Raw genomic sequence first — 17,255 nt, forward strand, 5'->3', positions numbered from 1 at the left:
GCAGAACTAGAATGATGTTCATTCAATGGCACAGGAGGCAGACGATGAGCGGAAACGGATATAGATTTGTAATTGACGAGGCTACGTTTCAACTGCAGGAGGCCTACTCTTTTGATTGGCTGACGGCAATGGGGCGGGTGTTCCGCGTGTTTGATGAGCAGGATTCCGGAAATATCAGCTTTGGGGTTGAGCAAGACGGATACAAGTATTTTGTGAAGTTCGCCGGAGTGAAAACGATGGAATTTCATGGTGATCCTGCGGAAGCGGTTGAAAGATTGATTCAGGCGGTTCCTCTCTATGAGGAGCTGCGGCATCCGTCGCTAATCCAGTTGTTATCTCATGGTCCTGTGGAAACGGGATATGCAGTGGTTTTTGAATGGACGGAAGGCGAGTGCCTGCATTCACATTGGGCTTTTGGCGGAGCGGCCAAGTATAGTGATCCCAAATCGCCTTTTTACCGCTATAGGGCCTTGTCCACGGAGAAACGGCTGGATTCTCTGGAGGTCATCTTTGGCTTTCATGAATACATAGAGTCTAAAGGATATGTGGCTGTAGATTTTTATGACGGAAGCATTCTCTATGATTTCACTAAGGACCGTACAGCAATTTGCGATATTGATTTCTATCAACCTAAGCCCTTCTTCAACGGCATGGGAGAGCAGCTATGGGGCTCCAAACGGTTCAAATCACCGGAAGAGTACCTTCTGGATGCCCCAATCGACGAAATCACCAATGTATATAATATGGGGGCTACTGCTTTTGTACTGCTGGGTGGAGAAAGTGACCGTTCCAGGGATAAATGGGAAGCGGGACCGGAACTGTACAAGGTTGCGCTGCGGGCTGTAGATCCAGAGCGGGCTCAGCGTTACCGGAGTGTCTCGGAGTTCAAGGCGGAATGGGATAAGGCGAGGAAGGAAGCAGACGATGGATAATAAATCCACTGCAAAACAAAAAGTTTGTTCGATAGTAAAGGCAATTATTATTGGAGTTATTCTGGGGTTAGCAGCAAAACTTGTGGATAATCCGAATATAAACCCGATATTTGACAATCTCGGAGGACGTCTTGGTATATGGGTATTTGTTGCAACACTTTTATCCGTTTTCAGTTATTCTCCCAAATTAGCGGCTGTTAATATATTTGCCTTTTTTGGGTCGATGCTTACCGTTTATTATCTTTACACAACGATTGTGCTGCATTTTTTTCCAGAAAGAGAAATTGTTTTTTGGGGGTTATGCGCGGTGGTATCTCCTGTTTGTGCTTATGTTATGTGGTATGCACGCGGGAGCGGATTGTTTTCTAATCTTATTTCGGCCCTTCCAATTACAGTATTACTGTCAGAAGGGTTTGAATTACGTAACGCTTACTTGCCCGTTCACCATCATTTCTATTTAATTCCATGGCTTATGGGGATATATCTAATAATGATAGTTGTTTTGTTACTTAGCATTCCGAAAAACAAAATTCAAATTTTGTCCATTCTGCCTATAGCCCTTATTTTGTCTTTTATCATGATCTATTTTAATGTTTTTGGCCGGATATTTGGTGGAATGAACGGTGTATTGTAGGGCCGGATTTCGCCGGGTACGAATAGTGGCAGAAAGAAGGATTACAGTGCTTGAAAAAAAAGGCTTAGGATACAAGGAACTGAACGCAATGGCCAAGCAGATCTGTGAACTGGAAGAGAAGCTGCTGAACACCGAGGTGCGCACTTCGCCGGATGAATTGTCGCGACTGCTGGCAGACGATTTTTTTGAATTTGGAAGCTCCGGGAAGGTATGGCATAAGCGGGACTTGATGGACGAAGAAGGAGCGGGCGAGGTCCGAATGACCCTGAGCGGGTTCGAACTTCATCCGTTATCCGGGGAGGCTGTGCTGGCCACCTACCGGATCATGAACGAAGAGACGGGTGGAGAGACACTGCGCAGTTCAATCTGGAAATTCAGGGATGGGCGGTGGCAGATGTTTTTTCATCAAGGAACTCCGGTGAGAGGATAGGGTTAATCAGGCTGTGGGGTTCCCCAACGGAGACCCTCTGTTTATAGGTTATCCATGCTTAGTCCCGGATCACATGCCCCTGCCCAAGGGTGACTTCCACAAACCCGGCCATCTGCCGGGCTTGATAGTGGATCGGCTTGCCGCTGCCCATGATGATGATATTGCGGATGTCGGCGGTGCCTTCCGAAGGGAGGGCAAAGGCCTTGATATAGGCGAATTCCCCGGCTAAAGTCGTGTGGATGGCCCCTATCAGGCGGTCCTTTTCACTTCTGCCCATCAGGTTCATGATGATGGAGCCGCGGCTGTTCAGCTTGGAACGGGCCAGGGCGAAGAACTCACCGGAGACCAGATGCCGGGGAGTGCCGTCAGCGGTGAAAGCATCCAGAAGAAGGAAGTCATAGCGGCGTTCCGGCTCGCCCTCCAGAATGCGCCGTCCGTCCCCGACAATGACATTGTCCTGGCTGTAGCCAAAATGCTGCCGGCTCAGCTTCACAACCTCCGCATTCACTTCGGCCACTTTAAAGCGCTTCTCCGCAAAATAACCGGCAATCGTTCCGATCCCATGTCCAATCAGGAATACATCTTCGAAATAAGGTTCGCCAGCCTCCATTAGATGGATCATCGCGCGCGGATATTCAAAGACCACCCGCCGGGGGTGGTCCAGATCAAGGGCGCCCTGAATGGCGTCTCCCGAAAACTGCAGTACGCGGAATCTGCCTCTCTCACCATATAATTCTGTCGTTTCGTACACCTGGATTTCGGGGTTGTTCTTTGACTTCAGGAACTCTGGATGCAAGGTATCATTCTCCTTAAACAAGTGAAATGCGTTTATATTCGTTCGGCGTAACACCGACAACTTTCTTGAACAGCTTGTTGAAATAAGCAGGGTCGGGATAGCCGACCTCGGTGCCGATCTCGTGCACCTTCAGATCCGGCGCATTCTTCAGCAGCTGCTTCGCTTTGCGGATGCGGGTTTCAATTACATAGTCGGTCAGTGTCAGCCCGGTCTCCTGCTTGAACAGCTTGCTTAAATAGCTTGGCGTCAAAAATACCATACCGGCCAGCATGTTCAAATCGGCATGCTGATTATAATGGGCCGCTACCCAGCGCTTGACCGTTTCAACGGCCGTACCGGACATCTCCAGCCGGTGCTTGCGGATTTCGTTCAGCGCGACCGAGAAGGAGGAGGTGAAGAGTTCCTCAATTTCAGCAAAGGCCATGCAGGCTTCGATTTGCTCTTCCAGCCGCTGGCTGCAGTCTTTTCGGTAGACCGCCTCAAATTCCTGCAGCTCCTTGCGGGCAGTATCTTCAACCTGCCGGCAGGCGCGCAGGATCAAGTCGGGATAAGCCTGCTGCAGCTCCAGCACAGAGAATAGCTTGTGCAGCCCTTCCAGCACCCCTGCCACATTTAGAATCTGCAGCTCATGGATCAGCGGCTCCCGGAATGGAGGGAAGGGATCACAGACAGCCTGCACCGGTGCCTGGAGCTCTTTAATCGTAACATAATGCAGCGGCAGCGGACTATAAATCCCTGCATCGCAGGCCAGCTTGGCTTCAAGATAGGCTGTTCTAAATTTGCCGGGATCATCATAGGAGCGGCTGGCCCCCGCATGGAGACACTGGCCCTTGCTTGCAATGCCGATAATCTCTCCGATTTCGTGTGATTCTTCAGGGTTGAGCGGCTGCGCGGAATAACAGATCCATGCCTGCAGCCCTTTCTGCACTTCCAGCGTATCGAGGAGAAACGCCTTCTCTTGCCGCAGACTGTCTGCAATTCCGCAGACTTTTTCCCGGGAGCTTCCTTTAAGGACATAGACTGTGAAATAAGGCTGGGGCAAGGTAAGGCCGCTTAAAAGAACGGCAGAGGGCTCTTCGATATGCAGCAGGGAGTGCAGCAGGCCGGTGCGCTGGCATTCTTCTTTTTCCCGCAACAGCTTCTGCTCCTTCTCCAGACTATACAGCACTTCGAAGAGCTGTTCTTTGTTGATAGGTTTGAGCAGATAATCTACCGCTGAACTGCGGATGGCTTCCCGGGCATAATTAAATTCAACGAATCCGCTCATCAGCAGGCTGCGAATCCCGGGGTGGTTCGCTTTAAGCTGCCGGATCAGCTCCAGCCCGTCGATTTGCGGCATACGGATATCGGTTATAACAACGTCAAGGTGGAGCGAGGGGAGCGCATCAAGCAAATGTTTGCCGTCCGGATAAATGCCGGCGACAACGAAGGTGCTGCTCTCTTTGCTGATCATTCGTGCCAGACCTTCGCGAATCAGAACTTCATCATCTACAATCGCAATACGCAGCAAGCCGAGTCCCCCTTGTTGGAATGATATTATTCTTCGCTGTGATCGTCTGAAAGATCCTCGATTCGTAAGGTCACACGGGTTCCTGTGCCAAGTTCACTCTGCACGTGTAATCCGAAGGAGCCGCCGTAATGCAGACGGATGCGCTCATTCACATTTCGCAGACCGATTCCGAACATTTCACCGTCTGCCCCGCCCATCAGACTGTTATTCAAAGCGCGCAGGGTATCCTCATCCATACCTATTCCGTCATCCTCGACGCAAAATACAGTTTTACCGTCCTCCTCCCAAGCCGTAATGTTCAGTGTGCCCGGCCCCTCCTTAGGTTCAAGCCCGTGAAAAACGGCATTCTCGACAATCGGCTGGAAGACCAGCTTGATCACCGGCAGCGGCAGGAATTCCTCCGGCACATGGATATTGAGCCGGAATTTATCCGGAAAGCGGATTTGCAGCAGATGCAAATAATTACGCACATGATCCAGCTCATGCCGGATCGTAACGGTTTCTTCACTGCGGACAATGCCGTAACGCATCTGCAGCCCAAGCAGATAGGTGAGCTTCGCGACGCGGGGGTCATCACTGCTCTCCGCCAGCATGCGGATGGATTCCAGCGTATTGTAAATAAAATGCGGGTTAATCTGGTTCTGCAGCGCCCGCATATCTGCCTTTTGTTTGCGTTTCTCCGTAAGGGAGACCTCCTGAAGCAGATCCTTGACCCGGATAATCATCCGGTTGAAGTGGCTGCCGAGCATCCCGATTTCGTCATTATATTTCGGATGCAGCCAGACATCCAGATTGCCGTGCTGCACCTGCTTCATCAGACGGACCATCGACTTCAGCGGTTTGGTCAGTGCATAGGAAATAAAAGTGGCAACGACGAGCGCGAAGGCAATAATCGACAGAGTAGTGAAAATCAGCCGGTTGCGGTTCTTCTCCACCGGGGAGAGGATACGGTCCAGCGGAATGGAGACAATGGTCGTCCAACCGGTCTTCTGGGATACCCTGTACACTGCAAGAACATCAAGGCCATCCAAAGTGATTTGAAAGTGGCCATTGGGAGTGGTAACTTTCTGCAGCAGCATCTGTGCATGTTCCCGTTGTTTCGGGGTCTCTTGGCCGTCCATATGCTCACCGTCGTACATTAATTCGCCCTTGTCGTCCACGATCAGCGTATTGCCCTGGGTGACGGCGTTTACAGGATCAACGATCCCCTTGAAGAGGTTGTTGATATCAATGTCGAAGACAAGGATTCCGATATTTTTGAGCGTGCTGACCGAAGTAATGGTGCGCAAAACGCTGAACACCTCTTTGTGGTCACCGGAGTTTACACGGATCGTATGCCTGCCTTGGACTACCGGAGCTACACCGGCCCCCTCGGTGAGGCTTTGCCACTGCGCCAGCCGTTCCGCCGGGAACAATTCATTGATGCCGGGAGCCCTGTCAAAAAATACGGAACCGTATTTGTCCACTAAGTATACGGCAATAATCTGTTCTTTCGTATGGTTCAAATAGCTCAGGAACATCGACATGCTGGTGTTCTTTTCCCAATCGGTATTACGCTGCTCCAGGTAGAACTGAACATCGGTATTGTACAGCGGCAGCGCCGTGTACCGCTTGAGATCGGCAACATACCGGTCTATGGTATCCGAAGCGCTGTCTGCCATCTGTCCGGCACTCTTTGTGGAGCTCGACAGCACCGAGTTGAAGGTGGAGCGTGAAGAAAGATAGCTGACGTAAGTGATTGGCAGGGAGATCAGAAAAATAAATACGACAATCAGCTTTCGCTCCATTGGCAGGTTGGCCAGGAACAGCCATATGCTGCGCACAATTCTCCGGATGTAAGAGACCACTATGGTTATTCCTTTCCGTACCCCCTATTTGACGGCGCCGCTGGTTACCCCCTCAAAGATATAACGCTGCAGGAAGAAGTAAAGAATGACTGTCGGCAGCAGGATAAGCAGAATGGCTGCACAGATCAAATTCCAATCGGCTGTATTGACCCCCTGAAAACGCATGAGGACGGTGGTAACGACGCCGAGGCTTTGTTTTGGCATATATAGATAGGGGATGTACATGTCATTGTAGATGCTGATCGTCTTCAAAATAATCAGTGTTGCCGTCGCCGGTGACAGCAGCGGGAAGATGATCGAACGGTAGATTTTGAACAGGGATGCACCCTCAACCATTGCATTCTCATCGAGATCAACGGGGATGTTGCGGATGAACTGTAAATACAGGATGATCTGAATGACGTCTGCTCCGATATAGAGGACGATCGGAGCACCCAAGGTGTTGTAGAGGCCCATACTTTTGATGATGCCAAAGGTCGCTACCTGAGTAGTAATGCTTGGAATGATGGTCGCCACAAGATAAGCGCCGAATACAATCGGCTTCAACTTGAAAGAGAACCGCCCCAGTACATATGCCACCATTGTCCCAAACAGAATGTTCAGGGTCAATGTAATAATGATAATAATCAGCACGTTGCCGAAGCCGCTGAGCAGTCCGCCGCGCTGAAACACAGTCACGAAGTTATCGAAGTTGAAGAAACTGCGCGGCAGAGCCATGGAACTGCTGCTGTTAAATTCTTCGGTTGATTTGAAGGCGTTGACCACCACGACATAAGGCGGAAAGAGTACGACGAATACGCCGATAAGCAGCGTGAAGTATTTAAAAATGTCTTTTAGGCTAAGTTTGGAATGTTCCATGGCTACTTATCTCCTCCCCGGTTAAGAACCAATTGCTGCAGTAAGAGCACGACAACGACAATGAAGATCAGGATAACGCTCATCGCTGAGGCCAGGCCGTAGTTATTAAAAGCAAAGGCGGTATCCACTACCCGCTGAACATAGGTCTGGCTGGCACCCGCCGGGCCGCCCTTCGTCAGTACGAACGGCAGATCGAACACTTCCAGCGCGCCGGTTACGGTCAGGAATAAATTCAATTGAATGACGGGCTTCATATTCGGCAGTGTAATTCTCCACAACGTCTGAAACGAGCCTGCACCATCTATTTTGGCCGCTTCATAAATGTCTTTCGGAATCGCCTGCAGCGAGGCAATGTAAATGACCATATTGTAGCCCATGAACCGCCAAAAACCAGTGGAAGCGAGCGAGTAGTTCACCAGTCCTTCAGTACCGAGCCAACTGGTCTGTCCTAGTCCGGTGAGGCCGATGCTGTTCAGGAACATATTGAGTGAACCATTGGTAGTATCAAACACATAGCCGAACATGAAGGCCACGGCTACACCGTTCATGATATAAGGCAGGAAGAGCATAATCCGGAACCCGTTTTTACCCCGCAGCTTGCTGTTCAGCACAACGGCGAAATAAATGGCGACAATATTCTGGACTATCCCCATCGCAAAGTAGGCAAAGTTATGGGTGAACACCTTGAAAATATCAGGATTGCCAAAAACCTCGCGGTAATTGTCCAGACCGACCCAAGGCTTCTCAGGGCTGTACCCGTCCCAGTTGGTAAAGCTGTAATAGACCAGTTTAATGGCCGGATAATAAGTGAATGTCGCCAGCAGGAGCAGTGGAATCAGCAGGAAGGATACAATGATAATGAGCTTTTGTTTGTTATAGGATAATGTTCCGAACATCGCTTAACCTTCTTTCTGAATAGCGCTTTGGTCAATGACGACAAAATGGATTATCCGGAGAAAGCGATAATCCATTTTGCGCCGGGGGATTGCTAGGTTCTAACGTTACTGGTCTTGCTTAAGATTAATAGCCGAGGTCTTTTTTTGCTTTGGCCCAGGATTTGTTCCATTTGTCGAAGACGGATTGCGGGTCCTTGGCCAGGACGAACTCCTGTGCCATAGCCGGCAGATCGAGCTGCGCCTTGTTAGTAATCTCTGTTACCTTGGCATCATCCACTGTACCCTCTTGCAGGGTTACGCCAGTCGCCTGGAATTCCTTCAGTTGAGTCAGCTTGGATTCTTTGCCTTTCAGCGGGGAGATAAATCCGGCAAAATCCTCATAACCGGAATCCTCGATCATCCATTTCACGAACGCTTTGGCAGCATCCAGATTTTTGCTGTCCTTGGCCACAGCGTAGAAGAAGTCAGGGCTGAGCGGTGCAGTAAGGGTGCCCGAGTTATCATAAGGAAGAGGGAAGAAACCTACATTGTCAGAAGTAGTGCCGGCGCCGATGACTTGATTGATGACCCAATTGCCCAGGAAGTACATGGCGAATTTCCCTGAGGCAATGTCCTTCTTCGATTGTTCCCAGTTGGTGGAGTTGATGTCTTTTTCCAGATAGCCCTTTTCGTTCAGATCTCTAAGCAGATTGAGTGATTTTCCGTAGCCGTTGTCCATAGTGAAAGGTGTTTCGGAGGTCAGCTTTTCGTTCGGGAAATCCGGGTTGCCTGCAATCACGCGGGGAACAGAGTACACCCAATCGTTAAGCGGCCATTTGTCCTTGAAGTTGGAAGCGAGCGGAACGACACCTTTGGCTTTAAGCTTTTCGCAGGCAGCGAGGAATTCATCCCAAGTCTTCGGAACCTCGGTGATGCCTGCATCGGCGAAGGCTTTTTTATTGTAAACAATCCCAGTGGTGGAGTTACCTGTGGTAATTCCGTAAAGCTTGCCTTCATAGGATTTGAAATCTTTAAAGGTGATCTGATCATTCAGGCCGAGATCGTCCAGGGAAGCAAAATATTTCGGAAGATCGGAGTTGGGAATGGAAGGAATGAACATCACATCGGGAAGCTCACCACTGGCCATTCTGACCTTGGCTTGCTGGTTGTAGTCTGTTTGGGAAGCTTCGAACTCGACCTTTATGTTCGGATACTTCTCGTTAAAGCGTTTAACATATTCGTCATACTCTTTGCCGATCATATCGGTTCTGTTGGTCAGGAAGGTAATCTTTCCGCTAATGTCGGAACCGCTTCCAGCCGCTGGCTCAGTAGTTGCTTCACTGCCGGAATTCTCTGGTGCTTTGGTTGCAGCCGGCTCATCTGTGGCTTTAGCTGCGTTGTTATTATTGTTCGATCCGCAGCCTGTCAGAGATAAAGAGAAAGTCATGGTGATAACAAAAAATAACGAAAATAACTTGTTTCTCATTACGTTGTCCCCTTTTCGTTTTGATGTTAGCGTTTACATTATCATTATAGCGTCATTGATTCCAGCATTAAATGTATTCAATTATTATTTATTGTCTTTATTTGTTTTCTTTCTGGGTTTATAATTACTTTGTTGCTAACAATAAGATAACAAAATATAATGAAACAAATGAATTTTGCTGAAATAGGGAGGACTTATGAAATCATATCATCTTGAATTGACAAACTGGGAATTTAGAGCCTGCGGTGATGAAACGTGGCTTCCGGCGGTTGTGCCGGGAACGGTGCACACGGATTTGCTCCGCAATGGACTTATTTCGCAGCCCTTTTATGGAAAGAACGAGCATGAGCTGCAATGGATCGACAAGAAGGACTGGGAGTACAGAAGCAAGCTGCGGCTGGAAGAAGAATGGCAGAGCCTGGCCATTACGGAATTGGTCTTTGCGGGCTTGGACACCTATGCCGATGTTTTTGTGAATAATGTGCATGCGCTTTCAGCAGACAACATGTTCCGGGCCTGGACTGTAAATGTCAAAGGGCTGCTGGTGGCCGGTGACAATGAAATTCTCGTGAAATTCCGTTCCGTAGTTAAGGAAGACCTGCCGAAGCTGGCGCAGCTGGGGTATGATCTGCCGGCGCCCAATGATCAATCAGAGCTGGGCGGACTGCAAGAGCAGCGGATTAGCGTATTTGCCCGCAAAGCTCCGTATCATTATGGCTGGGACTGGGGCCCGAGATTTCTTACCAGCGGAATCTGGCGGGAAGCGGTGCTGCAAGGCCGGGATGCCGCAGCCATTACGGATCTCTATATCCGCCAGAATGAAGTTAAGCGGGAAGAGGCGCGGCTTACAGCTGTCGTGGAGATTGAAGCTCCGCAAGCTTGCGAGGGAATGCTGCGGATCACGACTGCTAATGGACAGGAATGGATGCAAGCGGTTTCTGTTCCTTCCGGCAAGCACACTGTGGAGATGGATATTGTCGTTGACCAGCCGGAGTTATGGTGGTGCAATGGGCTGGGCACGCCTCATTTAACTACCTTCCAGGCAGAACTGCTGGATAGCGCTACGGTATTGTCCAGTGCAGAAGTAACTACCGGGCTGCGGGAAATCAAGCTGATCCGCAAACCTGATGCGAAGGGCGCTTCATTCCAGTTTGAGCTGAACGGCGTCCCGGTATTCGCAAAGGGCTCCAACCATATTCCGAACGACAGCTTCACCACGGAAATAACGGAGGAACGTTACCGGCACGAGATTGCCACAGCGGTAGAGTCGAACATGAACATGCTGCGGGTGTGGGGCGGCGGAGTCTATGAGGAGGAAGTTTTTTACCGGCTGTGCGATGAGTATGGGCTGCTGGTCTGGCAGGATTTCATGTTCGCCTGCAGCATGTACCCGGGAGATGAGCCTTTTCTTGAGAATGTACGGAAGGAAGCAGAATACAACGTGCGCAGATTGCGCAATCATCCCTGCATCGCCCTATGGTGCGGCAATAATGAGATTGACTCCGCCTGGTCGCAGTATGAGGATAACATGGGCTGGGGCTGGAAAGAAGGCTACAGCGCTGAGATCCGCGAAACGCTCTGGGGTTATTATGAAGAAATCTTCCACCGCATTCTGCCGGAAGCGGTAGCGGCTTATCATCCGGGTGCTGATTACTGGCCATCCTCTCCGCTTCGTGAACTTACTGCTGATCAAGATCAGCATGCGACGCGGATCATGGGTGAGGGCGATATTCATTACTGGGGTGTATGGCACGGGATTGAGCCTTTTGAGAACTATAACGTCAAGGTAGGCCGCTTCATGAGCGAATACGGCTTCCAGTCCTTCCCTGAGCTGAAATCGGTGCTGAGCTACGCGGAGGAAGAGGATATGGAGCTGGAATCGGAAGTGATGCTGGCTCACCAGAAGAACGGGCGGGGCAACCTGATCATTAAAGAGTATATGGACATCTACCTGCCGCAGCCGAAGGACTTCAGGTCATTCCTGTATATGAGTCAGATTCTTCAGGCAGAGGCGATGAGAATTGCTATTGAAAGCCACAGAAGAAACAAACCGTATTGCATGGGAACGTTGTACTGGCAGATGAACGACTGCTGGCCGGTGGCTTCCTGGGCTGGCATGGATTATTACGGCCGCTGGAAGGCACTGCAATATACGGTGCGCAAAAGCTTCCAGGAACTTCTGCTCTCTATTGAAGAGATGGATGGGGAGAACCTGCAAGTGCATGCCGTTTCAGATCTTCAAAAGGCACTGGTTGGTGAACTGGTACTCCGGCTGTATGATTTCAGCGGCTCGCTATTGCGTGAATGGACACAGCCGGTCCAACTGGAGGCCGATTCGGCGGCGGTGGTCTTCGCGGTGCCGACTGCGGAACTGCTGCAGGGCAACGATCCGAAGCATGTGGTATTGGTGGCTTCTCTGCTGGCGGACGGCTCCCTACTGGAGCGTAAGGAGCATTACTTCGCTGCGGCCAAGGACAGCAAGCTGAACCGGCCGGTTCTTACGGTGACCGAGATTCCGGGCAGCCTGGACTTTACGGTCAGCAGCGACGTGCTGGCCAGAGGGGTATACCTGACGGCAGAAGAGGAAGGTATCTTCTCGGATAACTTCTTTGATCTGCTTCCGGGTGAGCCGAAGACCGTGCAGTTTATGCTGCGGGGCAATGGAGATCGGGAATTCATTCCCGCAGCGCCAAAGGGGCTTGAGATTCATTCGATGGCTGACTATGTGAAGGAAGATTACCTGGGGTAAAAAACAGTAGAGAGAAGGAACCGGACCATGGCAATTTGGGTACAGGAAGACAAGGGGATATTTCATTTACAGAGCAAGGGTATGAGTTATATTATCGGCATCTTCAATAACTATCCGATGCATGTCTATTGGGGTAAAAAACTGCGCCATGACGGCAATCTGGGTGGACTGCCGCATCTCGGGGCGGGTACCGGCCTGGACCGGCTTCCGCAGGAATATCCGCAGTACGGCACGGGCGATTACCGCGTGCCGGCTTATCAGGCCAAGCTTACGGACGGCACGCGGATTACTGAGCTGCAGTACACCGGATACCGTGTACTGCAGGGCAAGCCAACGCTCGCCGGACTTCCTTCCGTGTATGTGGAGTCCCCTGAAGAAGCAGATACGCTGGAAATTACGCTGCGAGATGATTACTCGTCGCTGAACGTTATTTTACGCTATACCGTATATCGTGACACGGATGTGATTGCCCGCTCGGTAGAATTTGTTAATGACGGCCAGGCGCCGCTTGACCTGCTGCGCGCGCTGAGCGCTTCCGTCGATTTCCCGGAGGACGGCCAGTTTGATCTGATCTATCTTTCCGGCGGCTGGTCGCGGGAAGCGAATCTGACCCGCAGACGACTGGAGCAGGGCACTACCGCACTCCAGTCCCGCCGAGGAATGAGCAGCCATCAGCACAATCCGTTTGCCGCGCTGGCCAAGCCGGGTACAGACGAGCACCAGGGCGAGGTATACGGCTTCTCGCTGGTCTACAGCGGCGGGTTTGCGGCTGAAGCGGAGGTGGATGCCTTTGGTTCGACCCGTCTCTGCATTGGGCTGAACCCTTTTGACTTCTCCTGGCATCTGGCTGCGGGAGAAAGCTTCCAGACTCCTGAAGTTGTTATGGTCTACTCGAATGAAGGCCTTGGGGGCATGTCGCGGATTTATCACCGCCTGTACCGCACCCGTCTGGTAAGGGGGATGTACCGCGACAAGGAGCGGCCGATTCTGGTGAACAACTGGGAGGCAACCTATTTCAATTTCAATGCCGACAAGCTGGTGGAGATCGCCGCCGAAGGCTCGAAGCTGGGCATCGAGCTGTTTGTGCTCGATGACGGCTGGTTCGGCAAGCGCGATTCCGACAACTCCTCGCTTGGCGACTGGACCGAGGACCTGCGTAAGCTGCCGGGCGGACTGGCTGATGTGGCGAAGCGGGTCAACGACCTTGGTATGCAGTTCGGCCTGTGGGTGGAGCCGGAAATGATCTCGCCGGACAGCGAGCTGTACCGTGAGCATCCGGACTGGTGCCTTCATGTGCCGGGACGCCGCCGCACCGAAGCCCGCTGGCAGCTGGTGCTGGACTTCACCCGTGCGGAGGTCCGGGAGTACATCTACGATGCGCTGAGCAAGATCTTCTCCACCGTGCCGGTTGCTTATGTCAAATGGGACATGAACCGCAACCTGACGGAGATCGGCTCGGCTTGCCTGCCGGCTGAGCGCCAGGGGGAAACTGCCCACCGCTATGTGCTGGGCCTGTATGAGCTGATCGAGCGCCTGACGGCGGACTTCCCGCATATTCTCTTCGAGAGCTGCTCCAGCGGCGGCGGCCGCTTCGATCCGGGTCTGCTCTACTATATGCCGCAGACCTGGACCAGCGACGACACTGACGCCGCGGAACGCTTGAAGATCCAGTACGGCACCAGCCTGGTGTATCCGGTCAGTGCGATGGGCGCGCATGTCTCGGCGGTGCCGAATCACCAGGTTGGACGCGTCACGCCGCTGTCCTTCCGCGGGGATGTCGCCATGTCCGGGAACTTCGGCTATGAGCTTGACCTGACGAAGTTCACGGACGAGGAGAAGGAGCTGGTGAAAGAGCAGGTAGCGAATTATAAAGAAATTCGCGGCCTGGTGCAGCGGGGCAATCTGTACCGGCTGCAGAGCCCGTTCGAGGGCAACGAGACGGCCTGGATGTTCGTCTCGGACGATCAGCGCGAGGCGCTGGTCTATTACTTCCGGGTAATGGCTGTGCCTTACCCGCCGCGCCGCAGCCTCCTGCTCAGCGGCCTGAACCCCGACTATAACTACACGCTTACAGACAGCGGTGAAGTATACGGCGGTGACCGGCTGATGCAGGCCGGGCTGGCGCTGCCGGACATCCAGCAGGACTATGTGAGCGGATGTTTCCACTTAAAGGCGCAAGCATAATTAGCATTTAGGAGAACAGGAGAAGCCAGGGGGACTTGGCTTCTTTTGTTTTGTTTGGGGAACCACTGAGAGGTGAAAGTGCGTCTGAATTCGGCACATTTTACTGAACGTTGACCCGCTGAAAAGTGCTAATTGTTCGTGTTTAATGTAACTTTCATGTGAGTTATTGCTTTTTTGTTGCCGAAAATGCGATATTTATGTATAATAACAATTGCTATCGAAGGAATTGTACGATATTCTGTTTTCAAAGGTGGTTTCATGGCAGAACTGGAAAACAGCGAGCAGAAGAAGAAAATGTGCCAGATCTACAATGAGGTCTCTAAGGATTTGTTTGGTTTCGGGACGACCCTGCTCCGCGTTACTGTTGATCAGCGGGTCATTACCTTTCACGCCAAGCACCGCAGATCTCCCCGGTCGACCGCCCTGGAGGGCGAGGCGCCTGAACTTAAGCAGGAAGTAGATTTTCGGATGTCACTGCTGTTTAAGAAGAGATTTAAGGAAAGACTTGAAGCAGAGATGGGACTAACGATTGAGGTTCTGCTGAGGGATTACGACGCACCGACGGGGTGGGCCTTTACGAATATGATATTGGCCGGAGAATGACAGATTCAATATGATATCCGCGGATTTTCGTTTTTGATCTATCTTAAGCGAAGACCGTCCTTCTATTACGGGTAGCTCTTTGCTTTGTTTATACAAAGAAAAGTGTTCTTGTTCCTACAAGAATGCTTTTCTTTTTTTTATGAAAAAATAAGGGGAATCAAGATTTTACTACCAGCAGGAGGTGCTGCCAAACCGTTTTCCGCCAGAAGCTCACTGGAATGAAGAGAACTGAAATTGCCGCAACTATAGGATGAAGACTGGATTTGTACAGCATATTACACTTGGGAGGTTATTTACTAATGAAAAAAATAATGAATGCGGGTCTTGCCCTTACACTGACTGCTGTGCTTGCTGCTTGCGGCAACAATACCTCGACGAACAACACAGGAACAAATAACGCAGCTGCACCCGAAGCGGCACAATCGGGCGAGCCTACGGAACTGGTTGTCTCCACCTGGGGCTTTTCAGAAGATTTCTTCAAGGAATCGGTCTATGCGCCGTTTGAGAAAGAGCACAATGTGAAAATTGTGGTGGAAATCGGCAACAACGCCGAGCGTCTGAACAAAATCCGTCAAGGCAGCTCCGATGTGGATGTCATTTATCTGTCGGACTATTATGCGCAGCAGGCAATTAATGAAGGGTTGTTCGAAACGATCGACAGCAGCAAGATTCCGAATCTCCAGAACCTTTATGATATCGCCAAAGCCCCGCTGGGTGCAGAATATGGTCCTGCGTATACGATCGGACGCCTGGGAATTGCCTATAATCCGGCACTGGTTAAAGGTGACGTAACCGGCTGGAGCGATCTGTGGACGAAGTTTGATAAAAACCTGGCGATGCCGGCAATTACAGCTACAGCAGGTCCAATGGTTGTAGATGCGGCATCTCTTGCGGCGGGCAATGCGGACTTCAACGAGGATACAGCATTCACGAAGCTGAAGGAGCTGGACAGTAATGTTGTTAAATACTACGGCCAGACTTCCGAGTATGTGAACATGTTCGGCCAGGAGGAAATTGCCGGCGGTCCGATTATGGAAATGTACTTCAAGGATCTGCAGGCTGCTGTGCCAGACGCCAAATTTATCGCACCGTCTGAAGGTGCTTATGCTGTAATGAATACAGTCAACGTTGTCAAAGGCAGCAACAATAAAGAGCTTGCCGAAGAATTCATCAACTGGCAGCTGAGCGATGAAGTGCAGGCGGCATCCGCCAAAGCAAAGGTCGATTCCCCTGTCAATATGAACGTAATGCTGACACCTGAAGAAGCTGTGGGCGTAACGTACGGACCGGATGTCATCGGCAAGCTGCGCAAGCTGGATATGTCCTTCGTGAACGAGCACATTACAGAGTGGACGGACCGCTTCAACCGTGAGATTGGCGGCTAAGGATGACGGGGCGTAAAAAAGTCATTCTGGACGTAGATACAGGGGTGGATGACGCGCTGGCGATTATGCTGGCGGTGACGAGCGGACAGCTCGACATTCTTGGCATCACCACGGTCAGCGGCAACGTCTCACTGGATCAGGCAACCCTGAACACCTGCAAAATTCTCCAGCTGCTCGGCGTGTCCGGGCAGATTCCGGTATATCGCGGAGCGGACAAGCCGCTGGCCCGCGAAGCGATTTTTGAGCACCGTGTGCACGGTGCGGATGGCATCGGCGGTGCATTGGGTGATATGCCGGTAACAAAGCAGGCCGAAGCAGAGCCTGCGGAGGACTTCATCATCCGCCAGGTGCTGGCGCAGCCTGGCGAAATCACGCTGATCATGACCGCGCCGCTGACCAATCTGGCGCGCGCGCTGCAGAAATGCCCGGAGCTTACACAGCATGCCGCCGAGGTAATCGTCATGGGCGGCGTGGTGCAGGGCTTCGGCAATATCACGCCGACGGCAGAATACAACATGTACGTCGATCCGGAGGCCGCGAAGCAGGTACTGGCTGCCGGGTTCCCCCGGCTGACGCTGGTCGGGCTGGATGTGACCCGCCGTGCGCTGCTTAGCGCGGAGGACATTGCGAAGCTGCGCATTCCGGCAATCCGCGATTATGTGGAGCAGAGCACCTCCGGCTACCGGAAGCGTTATTATGAGCGCAACGGTGTGCAGGCCTGTGCCCTGCATGATCCGCTGGCGGTTGGCGTGGCACTGAACCGCGGGTTCGTCACCGTGCACGATTATTATGTGGACGTGGAGACCCGCAGCGAGCTGTGCGACGGCCAGACCGTCTGTGATTTCCAGAACCGGCTGGGCAAGCCGGTAAATGCCGCTGTCTGCCTGGAGGTAGACGCGGCTGCTTTTCTGGAGTGTTTCATTGATAGCTTGAACCAAGAGCCGAAGAAGGACGGGAGTCATTAGA

General features: G+C 51.7%; 14 protein-coding genes. 8 read left to right on the top strand and 6 right to left on the bottom strand.

All coding sequences use genetic code 11. The features are described 5' to 3' along the window. Positions 1-44: 44 nt before the first annotated feature. The 3 genes from ACAN56_RS15140 (at position 45) to ACAN56_RS15150 (ending at position 1,996) form a co-directional block, all read left to right on the top strand. Complete coding sequence (locus ACAN56_RS15140; protein ID WP_379143841.1) at positions 45-932, top strand: protein kinase family protein; 888 nt, start codon at positions 45-47, stop codon at positions 930-932. After that, positions 925-1,566 carry a hypothetical protein gene (locus tag ACAN56_RS15145; protein WP_379143843.1) on the top strand — a complete coding sequence of 214 codons (642 nt, stop codon included), beginning with the start codon at positions 925-927 and terminating at the stop codon, positions 1,564-1,566. Before ACAN56_RS15140 ends, ACAN56_RS15145 begins: the two co-directional genes overlap by 8 nt. Before the next feature lie 88 nt (positions 1,567-1,654). After that, the gene (locus tag ACAN56_RS15150) at positions 1,655-1,996 is read left to right on the top strand and encodes a nuclear transport factor 2 family protein (RefSeq protein WP_379144304.1); all 342 of its coding nucleotides are present in this window, start codon (positions 1,655-1,657) and stop codon (positions 1,994-1,996) included. 58 nt (positions 1,997-2,054) lie between these two features. On the opposite strand, the gene ACAN56_RS15155 is transcribed toward ACAN56_RS15150, so the two are convergent. The 6 genes from ACAN56_RS15155 to ACAN56_RS15180 all read right to left on the bottom strand — a co-directional run bounded on the left by ACAN56_RS15155 (position 2,055) and on the right by ACAN56_RS15180 (position 9,368). Beyond that, positions 2,055-2,792, bottom strand: a complete 738-nt coding sequence (locus tag ACAN56_RS15155) for a spermidine synthase (protein ID WP_379143845.1) — start codon at positions 2,790-2,792, stop codon at positions 2,055-2,057. A gap of 13 nt (positions 2,793-2,805) precedes the next feature. Then, positions 2,806-4,302, bottom strand: coding sequence for a response regulator transcription factor (locus ACAN56_RS15160; protein ID WP_379143847.1), 1,497 nt, complete (start codon positions 4,300-4,302; stop codon positions 2,806-2,808). 26 nt (positions 4,303-4,328) lie between these two features. Further along, positions 4,329-6,149, bottom strand: coding sequence for a cache domain-containing sensor histidine kinase (locus ACAN56_RS15165; protein WP_379143849.1), 1,821 nt, complete (start codon positions 6,147-6,149; stop codon positions 4,329-4,331). A 24-nt stretch (positions 6,150-6,173) separates the two neighbouring features. Then, positions 6,174-7,007 carry a carbohydrate ABC transporter permease gene (locus ACAN56_RS15170; RefSeq protein ID WP_038586116.1) on the bottom strand — a complete coding sequence of 278 codons (834 nt, stop codon included), beginning with the start codon at positions 7,005-7,007 and terminating at the stop codon, positions 6,174-6,176. A 2-nt stretch (positions 7,008-7,009) separates the two neighbouring features. After that, entirely contained in the window at positions 7,010-7,903 is an 894-nt protein-coding gene (locus ACAN56_RS15175; RefSeq protein ID WP_038586119.1) for a carbohydrate ABC transporter permease, read from the bottom strand. Between the two features lie 124 nt (positions 7,904-8,027). After that, positions 8,028-9,368 (bottom strand): ABC transporter substrate-binding protein, encoded by a 1,341-nt coding sequence (locus tag ACAN56_RS15180; RefSeq protein ID WP_379143852.1) that lies wholly within the window; start codon positions 9,366-9,368, stop codon positions 8,028-8,030. 196 nt (positions 9,369-9,564) lie between these two features. Here ACAN56_RS15180 and ACAN56_RS15185 point away from each other — a divergent pair, with 196 nt between their 5' ends. The 5 genes from ACAN56_RS15185 to ACAN56_RS15205 all read left to right on the top strand — a co-directional run bounded on the left by ACAN56_RS15185 (position 9,565) and on the right by ACAN56_RS15205 (position 17,254). Next, positions 9,565-12,117: a beta-mannosidase gene (locus ACAN56_RS15185; RefSeq protein ID WP_379143854.1), complete on the top strand. Its 2,553-nt coding sequence runs from the start codon at positions 9,565-9,567 to the stop codon at positions 12,115-12,117. Positions 12,118-12,144: 27 nt separating this feature from the next. Beyond that, entirely contained in the window at positions 12,145-14,301 is a 2,157-nt protein-coding gene (locus ACAN56_RS15190; protein WP_379143856.1) for an alpha-galactosidase, read from the top strand. Positions 14,302-14,559: 258 nt separating this feature from the next. Continuing rightward, positions 14,560-14,904 (top strand): hypothetical protein, encoded by a 345-nt coding sequence (locus ACAN56_RS15195; RefSeq protein WP_038586129.1) that lies wholly within the window; start codon positions 14,560-14,562, stop codon positions 14,902-14,904. Positions 14,905-15,203: 299 nt separating this feature from the next. Then, positions 15,204-16,289, top strand: a complete 1,086-nt coding sequence (locus tag ACAN56_RS15200) for an ABC transporter substrate-binding protein (protein WP_379143858.1) — start codon at positions 15,204-15,206, stop codon at positions 16,287-16,289. A gap of 2 nt (positions 16,290-16,291) precedes the next feature. Beyond that, a complete protein-coding gene (locus tag ACAN56_RS15205) occupies positions 16,292-17,254 on the top strand; it encodes a nucleoside hydrolase (protein WP_379143860.1) in 963 nt (320 codons plus the stop codon). Position 17,255 lies beyond the last annotated feature (1 nt).

The sequence above is a fragment of the Paenibacillus paludis genome (genome assembly GCF_042610515.1).
Lineage (GTDB): Bacteria > Bacillota > Bacilli > Paenibacillales > Paenibacillaceae > Paenibacillus_AQ.